At 66.2% G+C, this 16,988-nt stretch carries 21 protein-coding genes and 2 tRNA genes; 13 read left to right on the top strand and 10 right to left on the bottom strand.

Features of this window, described 5'->3' with window-relative positions; translation table 11 throughout:
* Positions 1 to 156 precede the first annotated feature (156 nt).
* From V5D55_RS11160 to V5D55_RS11150, 3 genes are all read left to right on the top strand, one after another.
* A complete protein-coding gene (locus tag V5D55_RS11160) occupies positions 157 to 1,497 on the top strand; it encodes an ABC transporter substrate-binding protein (RefSeq protein WP_435742956.1) in 1,341 nt (446 codons plus the stop codon).
* Between the two features lie 85 nt (positions 1,498 to 1,582).
* Positions 1,583 to 2,404: a carbohydrate ABC transporter permease gene (locus V5D55_RS11155; RefSeq protein ID WP_435742954.1), complete on the top strand. Its 822-nt coding sequence runs from the start codon at positions 1,583 to 1,585 to the stop codon at positions 2,402 to 2,404.
* A gap of 22 nt (positions 2,405 to 2,426) precedes the next feature.
* Positions 2,427 to 3,215: a carbohydrate ABC transporter permease gene (locus tag V5D55_RS11150; protein ID WP_435742951.1), complete on the top strand. Its 789-nt coding sequence runs from the start codon at positions 2,427 to 2,429 to the stop codon at positions 3,213 to 3,215.
* Positions 3,216 to 3,302: 87 nt separating this feature from the next.
* Here the strand turns inward: V5D55_RS11150 and V5D55_RS11145 are convergent, their stop codons facing one another.
* On the bottom strand, positions 3,303 to 4,289 hold the full coding sequence (locus V5D55_RS11145) for an aldo/keto reductase (RefSeq protein ID WP_435742949.1): 987 nt from the start codon (positions 4,287 to 4,289) through the stop codon (positions 3,303 to 3,305).
* Between the two features lie 4 nt (positions 4,290 to 4,293).
* Positions 4,294 to 5,196, bottom strand: coding sequence for a helix-turn-helix transcriptional regulator (locus V5D55_RS11140; protein WP_435742946.1), 903 nt, complete (start codon positions 5,194 to 5,196; stop codon positions 4,294 to 4,296).
* 148 nt (positions 5,197 to 5,344) lie between these two features.
* Between V5D55_RS11140 and V5D55_RS11135 the strand changes: the two genes are divergently transcribed.
* Positions 5,345 to 5,677 (top strand): carboxymuconolactone decarboxylase family protein, encoded by a 333-nt coding sequence (locus V5D55_RS11135; RefSeq protein WP_435742944.1) that lies wholly within the window; start codon positions 5,345 to 5,347, stop codon positions 5,675 to 5,677.
* A 4-nt stretch (positions 5,678 to 5,681) separates the two neighbouring features.
* On the top strand, positions 5,682 to 6,077 hold the full coding sequence (locus tag V5D55_RS11130) for a DUF2255 family protein (protein ID WP_435742942.1): 396 nt from the start codon (positions 5,682 to 5,684) through the stop codon (positions 6,075 to 6,077).
* 84 nt (positions 6,078 to 6,161) lie between these two features.
* Here the strand turns inward: V5D55_RS11130 and V5D55_RS11125 are convergent, their stop codons facing one another.
* The 3 genes from V5D55_RS11125 to V5D55_RS11115 all read right to left on the bottom strand — a co-directional run bounded on the left by V5D55_RS11125 (position 6,162) and on the right by V5D55_RS11115 (position 8,432).
* Positions 6,162 to 7,751 carry a Na+/H+ antiporter gene (locus V5D55_RS11125; protein ID WP_435742940.1) on the bottom strand — a complete coding sequence of 530 codons (1,590 nt, stop codon included), beginning with the start codon at positions 7,749 to 7,751 and terminating at the stop codon, positions 6,162 to 6,164.
* 88 nt (positions 7,752 to 7,839) lie between these two features.
* A complete protein-coding gene (locus tag V5D55_RS11120) occupies positions 7,840 to 8,037 on the bottom strand; it encodes a hypothetical protein (protein WP_435742938.1) in 198 nt (65 codons plus the stop codon).
* Positions 8,038 to 8,039: 2 nt separating this feature from the next.
* The gene (locus tag V5D55_RS11115) at positions 8,040 to 8,432 is read right to left on the bottom strand and encodes a MerR family transcriptional regulator (protein ID WP_435742936.1); all 393 of its coding nucleotides are present in this window, start codon (positions 8,430 to 8,432) and stop codon (positions 8,040 to 8,042) included.
* A 79-nt stretch (positions 8,433 to 8,511) separates the two neighbouring features.
* On the opposite strand from V5D55_RS11115, the gene V5D55_RS11110 reads away from it, so the two are divergent.
* Entirely contained in the window at positions 8,512 to 9,417 is a 906-nt protein-coding gene (locus tag V5D55_RS11110; protein WP_435742934.1) for an alpha/beta hydrolase fold domain-containing protein, read from the top strand.
* A gap of 1 nt (position 9,418) precedes the next feature.
* Here V5D55_RS11110 and V5D55_RS11105 read toward each other — a convergent pair whose 3' ends face one another.
* Positions 9,419 to 10,270 carry a helix-turn-helix transcriptional regulator gene (locus V5D55_RS11105; RefSeq protein ID WP_435749287.1) on the bottom strand — a complete coding sequence of 284 codons (852 nt, stop codon included), beginning with the start codon at positions 10,268 to 10,270 and terminating at the stop codon, positions 9,419 to 9,421.
* A gap of 101 nt (positions 10,271 to 10,371) precedes the next feature.
* Here V5D55_RS11105 and V5D55_RS11100 point away from each other — a divergent pair, with 101 nt between their 5' ends.
* From V5D55_RS11100 to V5D55_RS11085, 4 genes are read left to right on the top strand one after another with little or no spacing between them, the layout of a single operon-like run.
* Positions 10,372 to 11,115 carry an SDR family oxidoreductase gene (locus V5D55_RS11100; protein WP_435742932.1) on the top strand — a complete coding sequence of 248 codons (744 nt, stop codon included), beginning with the start codon at positions 10,372 to 10,374 and terminating at the stop codon, positions 11,113 to 11,115.
* Positions 11,116 to 11,140: 25 nt separating this feature from the next.
* The gene (locus V5D55_RS11095) at positions 11,141 to 12,088 is read left to right on the top strand and encodes an NADP-dependent oxidoreductase (RefSeq protein ID WP_435742930.1); all 948 of its coding nucleotides are present in this window, start codon (positions 11,141 to 11,143) and stop codon (positions 12,086 to 12,088) included.
* Between the two features lie 28 nt (positions 12,089 to 12,116).
* A complete protein-coding gene (locus V5D55_RS11090) occupies positions 12,117 to 12,410 on the top strand; it encodes a putative quinol monooxygenase (RefSeq protein WP_435742928.1) in 294 nt (97 codons plus the stop codon).
* Positions 12,411 to 12,417: 7 nt separating this feature from the next.
* On the top strand, positions 12,418 to 13,395 hold the full coding sequence (locus V5D55_RS11085; RefSeq protein ID WP_435742926.1) for an amidohydrolase family protein: 978 nt from the start codon (positions 12,418 to 12,420) through the stop codon (positions 13,393 to 13,395).
* Here V5D55_RS11085 and V5D55_RS11080 read toward each other — a convergent pair.
* Together V5D55_RS11080 and V5D55_RS11075 are read right to left on the bottom strand one after the other, a co-directional pair.
* Complete coding sequence (locus V5D55_RS11080; protein ID WP_435742924.1) at positions 13,392 to 13,739, bottom strand: OB-fold protein; 348 nt, start codon at positions 13,737 to 13,739, stop codon at positions 13,392 to 13,394. The two genes, V5D55_RS11085 and V5D55_RS11080, sit on opposite strands and share 4 nt — an antisense overlap.
* Positions 13,736 to 14,215: a MarR family winged helix-turn-helix transcriptional regulator gene (locus tag V5D55_RS11075; RefSeq protein ID WP_435742922.1), complete on the bottom strand. Its 480-nt coding sequence runs from the start codon at positions 14,213 to 14,215 to the stop codon at positions 13,736 to 13,738. Before V5D55_RS11075 ends, V5D55_RS11080 begins: the two co-directional genes overlap by 4 nt.
* A gap of 63 nt (positions 14,216 to 14,278) precedes the next feature.
* Between V5D55_RS11075 and V5D55_RS11070 the strand changes: the two genes are divergently transcribed.
* The 3 genes from V5D55_RS11070 (at position 14,279) to V5D55_RS11060 (ending at position 16,558) form a co-directional block, all read left to right on the top strand.
* Entirely contained in the window at positions 14,279 to 15,082 is an 804-nt protein-coding gene (locus V5D55_RS11070) for an SDR family NAD(P)-dependent oxidoreductase (protein ID WP_435742920.1), read from the top strand.
* A 42-nt stretch (positions 15,083 to 15,124) separates the two neighbouring features.
* Positions 15,125 to 15,919, top strand: a complete 795-nt coding sequence (locus V5D55_RS11065; protein WP_435742918.1) for a shikimate dehydrogenase family protein — start codon at positions 15,125 to 15,127, stop codon at positions 15,917 to 15,919.
* 102 nt (positions 15,920 to 16,021) lie between these two features.
* Positions 16,022 to 16,558: a hypothetical protein gene (locus V5D55_RS11060; protein ID WP_435742916.1), complete on the top strand. Its 537-nt coding sequence runs from the start codon at positions 16,022 to 16,024 to the stop codon at positions 16,556 to 16,558.
* A 218-nt stretch (positions 16,559 to 16,776) separates the two neighbouring features.
* Here V5D55_RS11060 and V5D55_RS11055 read toward each other — a convergent pair.
* Together V5D55_RS11055 and V5D55_RS11050 are read right to left on the bottom strand one after the other, a co-directional pair.
* Positions 16,777 to 16,850, bottom strand: a tRNA-Met gene (locus tag V5D55_RS11055).
* Between the two features lie 36 nt (positions 16,851 to 16,886).
* Positions 16,887 to 16,958, bottom strand: a tRNA-Thr gene (locus V5D55_RS11050).
* Positions 16,959 to 16,988 lie beyond the last annotated feature (30 nt).

Genomic DNA, 16,988 nt, shown 5'->3' with positions numbered 1-16,988 from the left:
TTCGCGACCATAACCACTCGGGTTGCGCTGTGTCGCACGGGATGACTCTTCGCGTCGCACCACGACGAACTGTTACGCCCGCGATGCGCCGGCTCTGTCCCGGCCCCTAGCCTGAGCGCCGATCTGCTTCCCCGACCCGAAGCCTGAGGAGCCCCCATGTCTTTCCTTCCGAGCCGCCGCGGACGCCGCGTCCTCCTCGGTGCCGCCGCTCTGGCCGCGGCGACCATCGCCATCGCCGGATGCGCGACGCAGACTCCCGAGGCCGGCGGTGACGGCGGCGACGGCGATTTCTCCGGGCAGACTCTGAGTGCTCTGCTCATCACCTCCCACGAGGGTGCGGGCAACTGGCTCAAGAAGCACTTCGAGGAGGAGACCGGCGCCGAGCTGAAGCTCACGATCGTGCCCTACGACGAGATCGGCTCGACCCTCGCCCTCGACCAGCAGTCGGGCGCGAACACGTTCGACGTCGCTGCTCCCTGGTACGTGTCGATCGGCGATCTCGCTGAGGGTGGCTCGATCCAGGACCTCACCGACTGGATCGAGGAGACTCCGTCGCTCGAGGAGGACGACTTCATCCCCTCGATCAACGACCCGTACACGTTGGTCGGCGACCGCCGCTACGGACTTCCGTTCGACGGCGACACGCACGTGCTCTTCTACAACAAGGAGATCCTCGAGCGGAACGGCATCACCGAGCCGCCCGCGACCTGGGATGACTACCTCGCTGACGTGAAGACCATCACCGAGAACGAAGGCGATGAGGGCGTCTATGGCTCGGCGATCTTCGGCCAGAAGTCGCCGCTGATCCTCGGCGCCGCCTACGCGAACCGCCTCGCCGGCTTCGGCGGCGAGTTCGTCGATGAGGACGGCAAGCCGACGATCAACTCGCCCGAGGCTGTGGCAGCGGCCCAGGCGCTGGTCGACGCGGTCCCCTATGCCTTCCCGACGGCGGCCGAGACCGACTTCGGTGTCGGAAACGGCGCCTGGTACGACGGCAAAGTCGGCTTCATCGAGAACTGGACCGACCTGGGGGTGGGTTCGGAGACGAACCCCGATTCCAAGGTCGCCGGCAAGTGGGGCGTGACGACTCTCCCAGTCGGCGGCGACAACACCGAGGCGCGGGCGTCGCTCGTGGCCGGCTTCACATGGGTCGTCGCAGCCAACACGCAAAAGACCGACCTGGCCAAGGCGTTCATCGAGTACGCGTCATCGAGCGAGGTCAACTCGGAGCTCATCGTGGCCGACCCGCAGACCGGCATCGACCCGAACCGTGAGTCGTCGCTCGAGAGCGCGGCCTACGGAGAGGCGTACCCCGACCTGCAGCGGGTGAACCGCACGACGCTCAGTGGCTCGCTCGCCTGGCCGACCGGGGAGAACGCCTCGCAGGCCGCGCAGATCCTCACCGACGAACTCGCGAAGCTCATCGCTGGTGAAGGCGGCACCGCCCAGGAGACGCTCGACCGCGTGCAAGCCGAGTGGGAAGAGATCCTTGGCTGACGCAGCCTTCAGGACACGAGTTCGATCCGCCCGCCCGTCCGGCCCCGCGCCGCGGCGGGCGGTCGGGCGCGCAACGCTCTTCACGGTGCCGACGATCTTGTCGATCGTCGTGCTGGGCGGATATCCGCTGGTGTTCATCCTCGCCGCCGCGTTCACCGACTCGACGCTGGGGCGGCCGTTCCAGGAATGGGTCGGCACAGCGAACTTCGAGTCCGTCCTCGCCGACGGAGACGTCGTCGCATCCTTCGTCCGCACTGTCCTGTATGCACTCGGGGTGGCGATTACGAGCGTCGTGCTCGGCGTCGCCGTCGCCGTCGCGCTGGAACGAGCGACGCGCTCGGGGGCGGTCGTCCGGACGCTGCTCCTACTCCCCCTCATCACGCCGCCGGTGGTGGTGGGAACGCTGTGGAAGCTCGTCTTCAACCCCGGCGGAGGCCTACTCGCGACTCTGCTTCCCGATGTCTCGCTCGCACCGCTGTCGACGACCGCGTGGGCACTCCCGGCGATCGGCCTCGCCGATGTCTGGCAGTGGACACCGCTCATCGTGATCCTCGTGTACGCCGCTCTGCTCACGCAGGATGCCGGCGTGAGCGAGGCAGCCGCGCTCGATGGCGCGCACGGGCCGCGACTCTTCCGCCACATCACCTGGCCGGCGATCGCGGGCACCGTGGCGGCCGCGTTCTTCATCCGGCTCGTGATCGCGCTGAAGGTGTTCGACCTCGTGTTCGTGATGACCTCCGGCGGTCCTGGGCAGGCATCCACCACGACGACCTACCTCATCCAGCAGGTTGCGTTGAAGGAGTTCGACATCGGTCGGGCTTCTGCGATCACCATCGTCTTCGCGGTCGTCGTCACGATCGTCACGCTCGGTGCGGCGGCGTACGCACGAAAGGCCCGACATGACTGACCGGAGGACCCGCCTACGACCGGTGGCAAGCTCAGTGCTGTTCGTGGCACTCGCCGTGACTCTGGTCCCACTCGCATACCTCTTCTCGGTGTCGCTGATGGGACGCGACGAGACCGTCGCCGGTGTTCTGTGGAGTGCGGATCCGCACTGGAGCAACTGGGGAGACGTCCTGGCGACCGACATCCCTCGGTCGATCCTGAACTCCCTCATCGCAGCGCTCGGCGGGTCCCTCGTCTCGCTGGCGTTCGCAGTGCCCGGGGCGTGGGCGATCGTGCGATACCGGGCCGGCGGGCGCACGCTGGCCGCCACCCTGATGAGCCCGTGGCTGCTGCCTCCGATCGTCGCCGTGGTGCCGCTGCTCACCCTGCTCCGGGTCGTCGGGCTCAACAACACCCTCGTGGGCCTCACGCTCGTCTACGCACTCGTGAACGTCCCGGTGGCTGTCTGGCTGCTGGAGGGCTTCATCCGCCGTCTGCCCGTCGAAATCGAGGAAGCTGCCCGCATCGACGGTGCCGGGCACGTGCGGATGCTCTGGTCGGTGATCGTGCCGCTGCTGCTGCCGAGCCTCGTCGCTATCGGGATCATCGTCGCGGTTCTCAACTACAACGAATTCCTCCTCGCGACGTTCCTCACCCAGAGCGTCGACTCACAGACCTTCCCCGTCGCGCTGTCGCTCTTCTACGGCGACCGCACGCCGCACTTCGGCAAGATCGCCGCCGCCTCATTCATCGGGGTGATCCCAGTGTTCGCCGCCGCGGTGTTCTTCCAGCGCTGGCTCGTCGGAGGGCTCACCGCCGGCGCGGTGCGCTGAGAGTCAAGTTCCTTCCGGAGTGCGCACGTCAGAGCATGCGCAGCTGCCGAACCCGCCCTCCCGGATGGCCGGACGGGAGCGTCCCGCTCAGTTGTCGACGAACCCCATATGAACCGCGTTGTACCGGTCTCCGTGCACGCCGAGTCGACCGGCGAGCGTGTCGAGATCGGCGAGTTCATCGGCGGAGAGGCCGACCGAGGTCGCGTCGGCATTCTCCTGGATGCGCGAGGTACGCCGAGTGCCGGGGATCGACACGATCCACGGCTGCTGCGCAAGGAGCCATGCCAGGGCGATCTGCCCCGGGGTCGCGCCCTTCGCGGTGGCGAGGCTCTTGACGTGGTCGACCAGGGTCTGGTTCGCCGCGAGGTTCTCCTTCTCGAATCGCGGTACCCGGCGTCGGATGTCGTCCTCGGCGAGCGCGGTGGCGGAATCGACGGTGCCGGTGAGAAACCCCTTCCCCAGCGGGCTGAAGGGCACGAAACCGATCCCGAGCTCCGAGAGAGTGGGGAGCACCCCAGCTTCGGGGTCGCGGGTCCACAGAGAGTACTCGCTCTGCACCGCGGTGACCGGGTACACGGCATGGGCACGTCGGATGGTTTCCGCCGCAGCCTCCGATAGTCCGAAGTGACGCACCTTCCCTTCGGCCACCAACTCACCGACGGTGCCGGCGACGTCCTCGATGGGGACCTGGGGATCGACACGGTGCTGATAGAAGAGGTCGATGGCATCGGTGCGAAGCCGCTTCAGCGACGCATCGGCGACGCGGCGGATCTGCTCCGGGCGACTGTCGAGGCCGACGCTCTTGCCTCCCTCGATCTTCCAGCCGAACTTCGTGGCGATGGTGGCCTGGTCACGGATCGGTTCGAGTGCTTCGCCGACGAGCTCCTCATTGTCGTAGGGTCCGTAGACCTCGGCGGTGTCGAAGAACGTGACTCCGAGATCCAGGGCTGAGCGCAGGACGCCGATCATCTCGTCACGAGTGCCGGGGTTCGGGCCGTAGCTCTGCGACATCCCCATGCATCCGAGACCGATCGCGGAGACCTGGAGTCCCTGTCCGAGTGTGCGGGTGTGCATCCGACTATTCCTTTCGCTCTTCTGCGTGCGCGACGACCTGGCCGGCGTCCGCGGCATCCTTCGTGGCCTGCCAGCTGGCGAGCAGGCGTATCCGCTCTTCGGTGGCCGAACCAGGTTCGGCCGCGTAGATCAGGAACGTCAGCCCGGGCTGTTGCACGAATTGCATGTCTTCGTAGGTGAAGGAGAGCTCGCCGACGACCGAATGGATGAAGGACTTCGTCCCCGCGCCGTGTTGACGGACGTTGTGCGCGCCCCACCGGATGCGGAACTCGTCGCTGCGGGTCGAGAGCTCTCCCACGAGGTCCTGGATAGCCCTGTCGTAAGGGTCTCGTCCTGCCTCGGTTCGGAGGATCGCGACCACGATGTCAGCGGCGGTCGCCCAGTTCGGGTAGAAGTCGTCGGCCCGGCGGTCGAGGAACGTGTAGCGGGCGATGTTGCCGTCGCCAGGGCTCTCGAACGTCTGGGTATGCAGAGCGCGGCCCAGCGCATTCGTCGCGAGGATGTCCATCCGTCCGTTGCGGATGAGCGCGGGGCCGCCGTCGATCGCGTCCAGAACCAGCTGCATCGAGGGGCGGATTCCGCCCGTCTTGGCGCCCGCGCGACGCCGAGGCTTGGCAGCGATCGGGCTCTGCGCGGCACGGGCGAGGTCCATCAGGTGCGCGCGCTCGGCGTCATCCAACTGCAGGGCCTGAGCGATCGAGTGCAGGACGGACTCGGACGCGCCGGAGATGTTGCCCCGCTCGAGCTTGGCGTAGTACTCGACGCTGACTCCGGCGAGTGTCGCGACTTCACCTCGGCGCAGTCCCGAGACGCGGCGATACCCGCCTCCGGTGACCCCGGCCTGTTCCGGGGTGAGCCGCGCTCGCCGTGAGGTGAGGAACTCTCGGACCTCGCTCTTGTTGTCCACGACCTCGACGTTACGCCGGGGCGCGTCCGTCGTGGGATACCCCGTCAGTACACGTCACAGCAGAGACTTCCTCGCGCGCGCCCGGTGAGGGTGAGCTTGACGGCGGCACACACTCCGATCATCGATAGCACCACGAAGGAGAGAACCCATGGCTGAACAGAACACTGGATGGACCGGCGGGCAGAAGGCATTCGGGGACTTCGCCCCGGGGCTCGTCCACTACACCGACAAGATCCTCTTCGATGAGGTCTGGGAACGCGAAGCCCTGGCGAAGCGCGACCGTTCACTGGTCACCATCTCGGCGCTGACCGCGCTGGGGAAGACGGATCAGCTCGTCTTCCACCTGGACTACGCACGCCAGAACGGCGTCACCGACGACGAACTCAAGGAAGCGATCCTGCAGCTCGCGTTCTACACCGGCTGGCCGAACGGAATGGCGGCGATGACCGTCCTGAAGAACATCGTCGAGAAGGAGAACTGAGATCATGAGTCACTGGTCCGCAACAGACATCCGCCGTATCGCGGCCACCGACGACCTTCACATCGCCCCGTTCCGCGCCGACGGAACCACCTATGGAACCCTCACCTGGATCTGGTCAGTCGTGGTCGACGATCGTCTCTTCGTGCGCGCGTGGAACGGCACGAACTCCCGCTGGTACAAGTCGGCCATGAGCCAGCGGTCCGGCCGCATCAGCGCCGCAGAGAGCCTCTTCGAGGTCGACTTCGCGCCCGCAGAGGCGAGCGTTCGAGACGCCGTCGATGCCGCCTATCGCAACAAGTACGCTGGCAGCAGCTACCTGCCGCCGATGCTCAAGGCAGGCCCGCAGGCCGCGACGGTCGAGATCACTCCACGCGTTGCCGCGTCCGCCGACGAAGAGTGAAGACCCCCGCGTCCGCGAGAGCCTCGGTTCTCGCGGCGGCGGATCCTCAGGACCGCTGATGGATCTCCGTCGTCGTTCGCCCCTTTACTCCAAGGGTTCCGGGTCGAGGTGGCGGAGTTCTTCGCGGTCCAGCCCCGCTTGCAGGCGCCGCAGGACCGTGTCATCGATGACGCCCTCATCGCGCAGCCGGATGACGCCGTCACGTCGGTGCTCGATCAGGGCGAGGCTCAGCTTCACATAACCTTCACGATTGCGTTGCGCCGCGACATCGGTGATCTCCTCGTCCGAGTTCGAGCGGGCGCTGCCGAGGTAGGTCTCATACTCCTCGCGAAGCCAGCTGGTCACCGGCTCCCCCGCATCCACTCGATCGGCCAGCTCCGGAATCGCGTCCCGCGCACCCTGCAGGGTGGTCACCGCTGCCCGGTTGAACTCGCGCTCGACATCGGTCTCCGGGGGAAGACGAGCGGCACGAACCGCGAACGGAAGCGCGAGTGCCTGCCCGACCAGAGTGATCAGCACGACACCTCCCGTGACGAAGACGATCAGGTCCCGGGAGGGGAAGGGCGCTCCCGAACCGAGGAGTTCCGGGACGGACAGAGCCACCGCGAGCGACACCGCCCCGCGGAAGCCCGCGAGGGAGTTGATGACCTGCACGCGCGCTCCGTCGACCGACGACGCGCGCCCGGTGACCCGGGCGAGAAGGCGCTGGAATCCGAAGGACCCGAAGACGAAGAGGAAACGTGTCGCGATCACGACCGCGCTGACGACCAGGACGATGCCAACAGCCGCGGCGAGTTCGGGCCCGGTGAATGTGCCGCCGATCGTCTGCAACTCGATGCCGACGAAGACGAACAGCACAGCGTTGATGAGGAACGTCAGCAGCGGCCAGAAGGCGAGGGCCTGGCTCCGATGCTGCGCGCGGATGACCCGAGGCGCCGCCTGCGACATGATCAGCCCACTCACGACGACCGCGATCACTCCCGAGGCGTGGATCAGCTCGGCGACGAGGAAGGCACCGAATGGCGCGAGGATCATCACCAGGTTGCCCAGGAGCGGATCTTCCAACCGTCGGCGCAGCTGGATGTTCACCCATGCCACCGCGGCTCCGACAGCCGCGCCACCGCCGTAAGCGAGCAGGACCTGGCCGGCGACACCTCCCGGCGTCAGCGTCTGCTCGCCGACGGTGACGCCGACCGCCACTCCGAAGATCACCAGCGCCGTTCCGTCGTTGATCAGGCTCTCCGCCCGCAGCACGGTCAGTTGCCGCCTCGGGAGCATCCGGCTCAAGGCAGCGATCGCCGTCGCGTCGGTCGGCGCGACCGCAGCACCGAGGACCCACGCCGGACCCCACGGGATTCCGAACGCGTGGGCGGTAACGGCGACTGACGCGGCGGTCGCCACGACGAGTGCCGTGCTCATCAACGAGATCGACACGATGCCGTGACGGATCTCGCGCAGCGAGGTGGTCAGGCTCTCCCAGTACAGCAGCACCGGGAGAAGCACCAGCAACACCAGCTCCGGCGGGATCATCGTGGCGCGGAGCTGAGGGAGCACACCCAACAGCACTCCCACGACGAGGAGCACGACGGGAGTGGCCACCCGCAACCGTGGTGCCACGACATAGGCGGCGAGAATCGCCGCACCGATGAGAACAACACCTTCGAGCGCGTCCATGTGTTCTCCTCTTTCCATCCGTCATTCCAGAGCGTACGATCTCGCGGATACGCAAGACATGCTCTGTCAGTACACCCCTCGGCGCTCCTCAGCGGAGCGCGAGCGCGCTCACGACCTGACTGTCGGCGATTTCGAGGACGGCGGCACGCGCGTCCCTCGCGGTGGCGGCACTCAGCGCCGCGGCGGCGATCTGCTCACACCGTTCTCGCGTGTGCTGGGCGAGGGCGAAACGCACAGCAGGAACCGAGAGAGGGATTGAGCCGATCGAGACGCGCGTCTCGATCACAGTCAGGTCGTGCTCGCGGTGGCAATCGAGGCGTTGAGGTCAGCGGGCACTCGGCTTGGTGTGTGATCGAGCGACGCCGCGAGCGCATCGCGGCGCCGGAGCAGTTCCTCTGCCTGGGCCTCCATCTGATTCTTCAGCTCACTCGCCCGGCTCCGGACGGATGCGCAATCGCTCGCTTCACCTCCGGCCTCGCAGTCGAGCACATCCGCGATCACCGCTGTCGAGAAGCCGAGCCCCAGAAGAGACTTGATGATCGACACCGCGCTCACGGTCGATTCGTCGTAGTCACGGTAGCCGTTCGACAAACGCTCAGACGCGATGAGTCCCAACTTCTCGTAGTACCGAAGTGAACGCGCGGTGGCCCCCGTGCGCTGAACGACCTCACCGATTCTCATGAATGCCCCTTGACCTTGACACTGATGTCAAGGTTTAGCGTACATGATGCGACGATCACCGTCGCTGAAACGGAGCATCATGAACCCCACCGCATCGACCCTCGAGACAGCGACGCCGAGCGTGAGGAGCCGCGTACTCGCGTCGATCATGAGCATGTCAGGCGTCAGAGAGAAGCAGTTCCATCCGGCCCGATTCACCGGGTCTCCCTCCAAGGCAAGCGACTACGCTCCTCCACGTGCGGTTGTCCGCCGCCTGCGTGTGACAGAAGAGCAGATCCTCGGATGGCCCGTCTTCCACGTGGCGCCGCGCTCCGGCGGATCTGCGCGCGCCCTCTACCTCCACGGCGGCGCCTGGGCAGCAGAGATACGAACGGGCCATTGGACGTTCATCGCAGAGCTCGCGGAGCGCACCGGACGCACATTCGTGGTCCCGATCTTCCCTCTCGTGCCGAGCGTCACGCACGACGACGTCATTCCCGTGCTGCAGGAGATCTGGGCGTCGCTCGAAGACGGGGAACCGGTGGCTCTGCTGGGCGATTCGGCCGGGGCGACGATGGCGCTGAATCTCCTCCGATCGCTCGGTCCTGGCGCACGCCGGCCCGACGTCTCCGTGCTCCTCTCCCCGCATCTCGATCTGACGCTGTCCCATCCGGAGATCGCGACGGTCGCACCTCGGGATCCGCTCCTTCGGGCAGACCATCTGCGTGAACTGGGCGAGCTCTACGCAGGCGACGCCGGCATCCGGAATCCTGCGGCTAACCCGATGGTCTCCGACCTCGCGAGGCTCGGAGATGTGAGCGTCTTCACTGGGACGCGCGACATCATGAATCCGGATGCGCGCCGCTTCGCTGACCTCGCGACGAATGCGCCGGGAACGACGGTGAGTCTCGTCGAGATGAGCGGCATGCTGCACGACTGGATGCTCATGCCGATCCCCGAGGCGCGCACCGCTCGAGACGCCATCGTCGACCTCCTGATGCGATGACTCAGTCGTCGGACCGATCCGCCTTCGCATCGTCGATGAGCTCGGCGAGCGCCACGAGCCGATCATGGGAGCGCGACCCCCGCTCGGCCGTCCAGACGACGATGAGTTGATCCGGGTCTTGCGCGGAAGAGAGGATCTCCCAATCGAGGATGAGCGTCCCGACGCGAGGATGATGGAGCTCTTTGGAACCGGTGCCGCGGCTCGCCACTTCGTGCGTGGACCAGAGCCGGGCGAATTCGGGGGCCTCGTCAGAGAGCTCGCGCACGAGGTCGGCGAGCTGCGGGTCGTCCGGATAGCGCGCGCTGTCCATCCGCAGCTGAGCGATCGCGAGCTGCACGACACCTGGCCAGTCGGCGTAGAGGGTGCGCATTGCGGGGTCGGTAAAGAGCAGTCGAATGAAGTGTCTCTGCGGCTCGGGAATCGCTGCGAAGTCCGTGATCAGCGCGGCCCCCAACTGGTTCCAGCCGATGATCTCGGTGCGGCGCCCGAGGACGAACGCCGGGGTCGTGGAGAGGTCATCGAGAGCTCGTTGCAGCGGGGTGTGCACGATCTGGCGGGGCGGACGAGCAGGGTCGGCGGCGAACTTGCGGGCCAAGCCGAACAGATACGCACGGTGATCGTCGCCGAGCCTCATGACTCGCGCGAGGTCGGTGAGGACAGGGCCGGAGGCGGGCAACCTGCCGCGCTCCAACCTCGTGTAGTAGTCGGTGCTGATCGACGCGAGCTTCGCGACCTCCTCCCTGCGCAAGCCGGAGACTCGTCGCGTTTTCCCGGTGACCTCCAGGTCGAAGTCGAGAGGGTCGAGTTCGGATCTCCGGGCACGCAAGAAGTCCCCGAGCTCTTTCCAACGCACATCAGCTGCCACCTAGCCATCATGCCCCGTTCCGGCCGTCGCGCTGAGGGGACATTTTCCCTCCCCTGGTCACTTCTCCGTCGGAATGCGAGATTGCTGGAATGAACATCACGGGAAACACCATCTTCATCTCCGGGGCGACCTCGGGAATCGGCCTGGGGCTCGCGCTCCGATTCCAACAGGCCGGCAACAAGGTCATCGTCGGAGGTCGACGCACCGAGCTGCTCGATCAGATCTCATCCGAGAACCCTGAGCTCGGCACTGTCGTGATCGACACCACGGATCCCCAGTCGATCACCGCGGCCTACGAGCAGGTCACCCGCGAGCACCCCGACCTCAACGTGCTCATCACGATGGCGGGGATCATGCTTCCTGAGGACCTCCACACCCCCGACTTCTTGACGACGGCGGAGCGGACGGTCACGACCAACCTCCTCGGACCGATCCGACTTGTCGCCGCTTTCATCCCCTTCCTGGCACAGCAGGAGCAGTCCACGATCGTGACAGTGTCCTCCGGCCTTGCTTTCGTCCCTCTGCCTGCCACCCCGACCTACAGCGCGACGAAGGCCGCCATCCATTCCTTCACGGACAGCATGCGCGCACAGCTTTCCGACACCTCTATCCAGGTGATCGAGTTGGCTCCGCCCGCGGTGCGGACGACGCTCATGGGCATGCAGGACAGTGACCAGGCGATGCCGTTGGACGCGTTCCTGAACGAGACCATGACCTTGCTGGAGACGCAGCCCGACGCGGAACAGATCCTCGTCGAGAACGTGAAGTTCTTCCGCTATGCCGAGGCCAACGGGTCTTACCGCGACGTTCTCGGCATGCTCTCGAACTCGTGATGACGAAACAGACAAGGAGACTTTCATGAAGGCAATCGGCTTCACACACACGGGCGGGCCCGAGGTGCTGCATCCCCTCGAACTCCCCCGGCCCGAGGCCGGCCAAGGCGAGGTCCTGATCAAGGTCCGCTTCGCAGCGGTCAACCCGGTCGACGCGATCATCCGGACGGGTGCCTTCGCGGGGATCGACGTCGACGCGTCGCATCCTGTCGTGCCGGGGATGGATGTGGCCGGCACGATCGAGGCGATCGGACCGGATCAGGCGGAAGACTTCGACCTCGCGATCGGTGACCACGTCACCGGCTTCGTGGTGCCGTCCGGCACTCACGGCGGCTACAGCGAGTGCATCGTGCTCCCCTCCCGATCAGTCGCCGGCACGCACGCGGAGAAGGATACGGCCGCAGCCGCGTCGTTCCTCTCGAACGCACTCACGGCGGAGATCGCCCTGGAGAACCTCGATCTACCGACCGGAGCGACCTTCGCGGTCACCGGAGCAGCCGGAGCCGTCGGGGGCTACCTGGTCGAACTGGCAGCGAGACGGGGCCTGGTGGTGATCGCCGATGCGACCGACGAGGACCGGGCGCTGGTCACTCGGCTCGGTGCCACGCACGTCGTGCGACGCGGCGCAGATTTCGTCGGCGATGTGATCGCCACTACCGGTGGCCGGGGCGCGGACGCACTCGGCGACGGTGCCACCCTCGGCGGCGCCGTCCTCGGAGCCGTTCGCGACGGTGGACAGATCGCCTACTTCCTGCCGAACGACGCCGAACAGATCCGCGGGATCACGCCCTTCTTCTCTTACGTGATGAGGTCGTCGACACGGCACGATGCGATTCAGGGACTGGTCGATGCGGTGGCACGAGGCGAGCTGACGACCCGCGTCGCCGATGTGTACCCGGCCGTCGAAGCCGCCGCCGCCCACGAGCGACTCGAACGTGGCGGGCTTCGAGGACGCCTGATTCTCGAGTTCTGAACCGATAGCACGACAGAAGGAAGGCACGATGTCCGTCATCATTCATCTGGAGTTCGCGGTGACCGCGGATGATTCGCTCGTCACCGAGATTCTGCGGGAGACGCTCTCACAGACGGCCGCGTTCAGCGGCAACGAGAGCGTCCGCGTGCTCCAGGATCATCGAGACCCGTCGCGACTGATCGTCGACATGACATGGGAATCCGAGCAGGCCTACGACGCGTATCTCGCGTGGCGGCAGACGCCCGAGGGCGCCAATCGTCTCGTGAGCCTGTTCGACGGTCCGCCGGCGATCCGCGCTTTCGACGTGCGACTGACGTTCTGAGGCCGCCGTGAAGATCATCGGAATCGAGGAGCACTTCCTACCCGGCGAGGTGCTCGCTGCGTGGCGCACCTCGCCGGGCGGCGACGACGGAACACTCGGATTGAACGGGGGTTCGGTGGGCGAACGGCTCGCCGATCTGGGGTCAGGACGCCTCCAGCTGATGGATGAGACCGGCGTGGACGTTCAGGTCCTCTCCGTCACGACCCCCGGCGTGAACAACCTCGGAAGAGCGAGTGTCGACCTCGCGCGCCGAGCGAACGACCTTGCTGCGGGGGTCGTCGGCGACCGGCCCGACAGGTTCCAGGCGCTCGCGGCGCTGCCGGTGGCGACGCCGGAGGCCTCTGCTCAGGAACTGCAGCGATGTGTGGACGAACTGGGCTTCCGAGGCGCGATCGTGTACGGAAGGGTTGGGGACGACAACCTCGACCATCGAAGGTTCTGGCCGACCTTCGAAGCAGCGGAGGCGCTCGGCGTGCCGCTGCTCATCCATCCGCAGATACCGACGGCAGCGGTTCGGAACGCCTACTACAGCGGCTTCGCCGACCCCGCGACCGACCTCGCATTCGCCACTTTCGGGCTGGGCTGGCACTACGACGCGGGCATCCAGTTCCTGCGACTCGCCCTGAGCGGGGTCTTCGATCGTTTCCCACGACTCCAGGTGATCCTCGGGCACTGGGGCGAAGTCGTGCTCTTCTATCTCGAGCGACTCGCCATGCTCGACCGCGTCGCAGGCAGGGAGCACCCGATCGCGCAGTATGTGCGGGAGAACCTCTACCTCACGGCCAGCGGCATGTTCAGTCATGCCTACCTGCAGCGAGCGGTGGATGCTGTCGGCCCTGAACGCATCCTTTTCTCGACGGACTTCCCCTACCAGTACCGGCCGGGTGCAGACGCGCGGAACTTCATCGACAGCCTGCCGTCGTCGTCCGCGGATCGCGAAGCCTTCGCGCACGGCAATTGGGATCGTCTCGCCGCCTCGCGTTAGGGCGCGATCCTCTCGGGTTCGAGGATCTCGCAGTTCTTGAACACCAGCACGCCGCCGGGGTCGGAGACCATTCGCAGCTCGCCGGCGACGGCGATCCGCTGGCCACGCCGGATGCTTTCGAGCTGTCGGAACGACTCGTCGATCTTCCGGTCGAAAGGCAGGACGAAAACAGCGCGAAGCTCCCCGTCCGGTCGTTCGGAGACCTCGACGGCAGGCGTGGCGAACATGCTCTCACCTGCACGGAGGACGACCCCCTCGACCGTGACGATCTGGCCGACGTACTTCGCTTCGGCGACTCGCCTGTCGATCTCGAAGGCCGTGTACAGCGCGTCGATGTCCATCATGCGGTTTCCTCCTCGTCATCCGGGTTCGCCGAGAGCGAGCCGGCAAGCAGTTCGAGCATCCGTCGCAGCTCTGCCGCCTGCGTTGCGCCGAGCAGGCCCTCGACCTGGCTCTCGATGCCCTGCATCACGATGTCCGCCCGTCCGAGCAGATCGCGCCCCTCGGCCGTGAGGTGAAGCTCGCGGACATGCGGATGACGAGGATGAGATCGGCGTTCGATGAGACCGCGTTCGAGAAGGCGGGCGACGAGGGAGGCCACGGCTTGGGGCGTCACATTCAGCCGGCGAGCGAGTGTGGCGCCGGCGAGGCCGGGCTCAGCGTCGATGGACATCAGAAGCGCATAGTGCGATGCCGTCATTCCCAGGGGGCGGAGCTGCCCTTCCTTCAGGTTCTGGACAGCGAGCTCCGCTCGGCGGAGCGCCCAGACGATCCGGACGCGGGGGTCCGACGGGTCAGAGGAGTGAGATTCTTCAGCCACAACCCGACTATACATGCTTTACTGGTATCAACTAGTTGATACCTCTCATGGATTGGATCCCTCATGGATCGACCGATTGCCCTCATCACCGGCGCCAGCTCCGGAATCGGCGCAGCTGCCGCTGCTGTCTTCGCGCAGCAGGGATACGACCTCGTTCTCGTCGCTCGCCGCGAGGAGCGCCTCGCCGCTCTCGCCGAAGACCTCGCCGGATTCGGGGCCTCGACGGAGATCCTGGCAGCGGATCTCTCGGTGCGCTCCGGGCTCGAGCGCGCCGCACAACGCGCGGGCGCCGGAGACATCGACGTCGTGGTGTCGAACGCCGGCATCAGCGCATACGGACCGTTCGCCGATCTCGCGCCCGAAGCGCTGGAGCGAGCGTGGACGCTGAATGCGGACGCCACACCGGTGCTGGCGCGGGCGGCCCTTCCCGCCATGCTGGAGCGCGGCCGCGGCGGAATCATCACGGTCGCTTCGAATCTCGGCTTCAGCGCGGGGATTCCTGCCGCGCCTGCAGATTCCGGACGGAGACTGCCGCAGCGAACGCTGTACGTCGCAGCGAAGGCAGGGATGATCGCGTTCACCCGTGCGCTGGCGGCTGAGATGTCCGGCACTGGCGTGCACGCCACCGTCGTGTGCCCGGGGCTGGTCTCGTCCGAATGGAACGGGGGCGCCTCGAACGTACCGCAGGCGATGACGCCCGAGAACGTCGCCCAGGCCATGTGGCTGGCGTTCTCCCACGAGGAGATCGTCTGCCTCCCCGGGCTGGAATCCGAAGACCTCATCGACGAACTCGCCGGGATCGAAATGCGCATCATGGGCGGCAACATCGGTTCAGAGCTCGCGACGAGGTACCGGAACTCGCTCTAAGGTCGGTATACCCTTCCACCCCCTCACAAAAGGCTGCAGAAGATGTCCAGTCACCTCAACGGAGCGTCTCGGCTGTACCCGATCGTCGGGGACCCGGTCGCGTTCGTTCAGTCGCCGGTCTGGCTGACTCGTACCCTCGGCGAGCGCGGGCACAACGGCGTCTGCGTGCCGCTGGAGGTCGCCGCGGACGATCTCGAGGTCGTCATGGCCGGCCTCACTGCTGCGAAGAACGTCGACGGTCTCCTCATCACGATGCCGCACAAGTTCGCCGCCTTCGACTACTGCGCGACGAGCTCGCCGCGCGCGAGCTTGTTCGGTGTCGTCAGCGTGATTCGGCGCAACCCCGACAGCACCTGGCACGGCGACATGCTCGACGGCCTGGCGTTCGTGAAGGCACAACAGGATCACGGTGCGAAGGTCGAGGGTGCGCGGGCGCTTCTGATTGGGGCGGGCGGTGCCGGCAGCGCGATCGCTCACGCCCTCCTCGATGCCGGGGTCGCCGAACTCGTCGTGCACGACACCGACCGGCCGCGGTTGGAGGAACTGATCGACCGCCTCCGCGATGTCAGTGGAGGTCGAATCAGTGCGGGTCCAGGAGATCCGACGGGATTCGATCTTGTTTTCAATGCCACCCCGCTCGGTCTGCAGAAGGGCGACCCGTCCCCGGTCGACACTTCGTTACTGGCGTCGTCGATGTTCGTCGGTGACGTCATCGCCGGCCATGGCGTGACCCCGCTCATCGCCGCCGCCCAGACTCTCGGTTGCCCGACCGCGAACGGCGAGGACATGGTCGAGGCCGTGCAGGATCTGATGGCGGACTTCCTGCTCGACGCGTGACAGCGCGGCGGGCGGGCGCCCCCGTCCGATCCGCATCGAGGTACAGAAAACCCTCGGCGAACCGGGGTCTTGATCTGTAGCAGGAGCGGGGCTGGTTGACCCGTGATCTTCCGCCCAGCCGACCGCGTCTACGTCGACGAATCCAAGGCACGGGGATACTACGTTGTCGCGACCGCATCTGCAATCGGAGACCTACGCGTGTCCGAGCGAGCCCTCCGCGACCTTCTCAAGCCAGGCCAGCGGCGTATCCACTTCAAGAGCGAGAGCGACAGCCGGCGACGACAGATCCTCTCGAGCATGTGCGCGCTCGATGTGCGAGTCTCCGTTTGGATTGTGAAACAGAGACCTGACAAGGAGGCTCGACCGATGTCTCTTGGGGCACTCGTAGCGGAGGCGGTCAACGGCGGCGTGGCACAGTTGGTCATCGAACGAGACGAGTCTCTCGGGCGCGCGGACCGTCGGCTGATCGCCGAAGCGATCCGTCGCGCCGGATCATCAGAATTGCAGTACCGGCACGTCGCGCCTCACGAGCATCCGCTGCTCTGGGTGAGCGACGCCGTCGCCTGGTGTTATTCGAATGGCGGAGACTGGATACGCCGGGTCGAGACGATCGTCGAGTCGCGGGTCATCCGGCTCTAGAAACACGTGAGCCTGGCTCGTCTACCGTCCGGAAGACTGCCAGGCTCCGAGGGCTACTGCCCGCCGTGCCTCAAGTGTAACGCGAGGGTACCGACAGGGGCTAGCGATCATCTGTGTCGAGCAATGGCCGCCGCAGACTCGCACATGGCTACACCTTCGGCTAAACCGGCCCTCCCCCGAGATACAGAAAAACCCCGGCGAACCGGGGTCTTGATCTGTAGCAGGAGCGGGGCTTGAACCCGCGACCTCACGATTATGAGTCGTGCGCTCTAACCAGCTGAGCTACCCTGCCGCGAGGCATCCATCCGCGTGTGAGAAGAATGCTGCGAGCCCCGAGTCAGGATTGAACTGACGACCCCTTCCTTACCATGGAAGTGCTCTGCCACTGAGCTATCGGGGCGTGCTGCCCCTCTCGGGGCAACCACACGAG

The sequence above is a fragment of the Microbacterium sp. PMB16 genome, from assembly GCF_051294855.1.
Lineage (GTDB): Bacteria > Actinomycetota > Actinomycetes > Actinomycetales > Microbacteriaceae > Microbacterium.
Note: the sequence above shows the minus strand (reverse complement) of the source record. Positions and strands in the feature narration are given on the sequence as shown.

Coding starts and splice junctions, on each gene's coding strand:
- V5D55_RS11125 (WP_435742940.1), bottom strand. CDS start 7,751: ATGGACGCGCTCGAAGGTGTTGTTCTCATCGGTGCGGCGATTCTCGCC.
- V5D55_RS11080 (WP_435742924.1), bottom strand. CDS start 13,739: ATGATGGACATCGACGCGCTGTACACGGCCTTCGAGATCGACAGGCGA.
- V5D55_RS11070 (WP_435742920.1), top strand. CDS start 14,279: ATGGATCGACCGATTGCCCTCATCACCGGCGCCAGCTCCGGAATCGGC.
- V5D55_RS11135 (WP_435742944.1), top strand. CDS start 5,345: ATGGCTGAACAGAACACTGGATGGACCGGCGGGCAGAAGGCATTCGGG.
- V5D55_RS11145 (WP_435742949.1), bottom strand. CDS start 4,289: ATGCACACCCGCACACTCGGACAGGGACTCCAGGTCTCCGCGATCGGT.
- V5D55_RS11065 (WP_435742918.1), top strand. CDS start 15,125: ATGTCCAGTCACCTCAACGGAGCGTCTCGGCTGTACCCGATCGTCGGG.
- V5D55_RS11090 (WP_435742928.1), top strand. CDS start 12,117: ATGTCCGTCATCATTCATCTGGAGTTCGCGGTGACCGCGGATGATTCG.
- V5D55_RS11130 (WP_435742942.1), top strand. CDS start 5,682: ATGAGTCACTGGTCCGCAACAGACATCCGCCGTATCGCGGCCACCGAC.
- V5D55_RS11100 (WP_435742932.1), top strand. CDS start 10,372: ATGAACATCACGGGAAACACCATCTTCATCTCCGGGGCGACCTCGGGA.
- V5D55_RS11160 (WP_435742956.1), top strand. CDS start 157: ATGTCTTTCCTTCCGAGCCGCCGCGGACGCCGCGTCCTCCTCGGTGCC.
- V5D55_RS11110 (WP_435742934.1), top strand. CDS start 8,512: ATGAACCCCACCGCATCGACCCTCGAGACAGCGACGCCGAGCGTGAGG.
- V5D55_RS11095 (WP_435742930.1), top strand. CDS start 11,141: ATGAAGGCAATCGGCTTCACACACACGGGCGGGCCCGAGGTGCTGCAT.
- V5D55_RS11115 (WP_435742936.1), bottom strand. CDS start 8,432: ATGAGAATCGGTGAGGTCGTTCAGCGCACGGGGGCCACCGCGCGTTCA.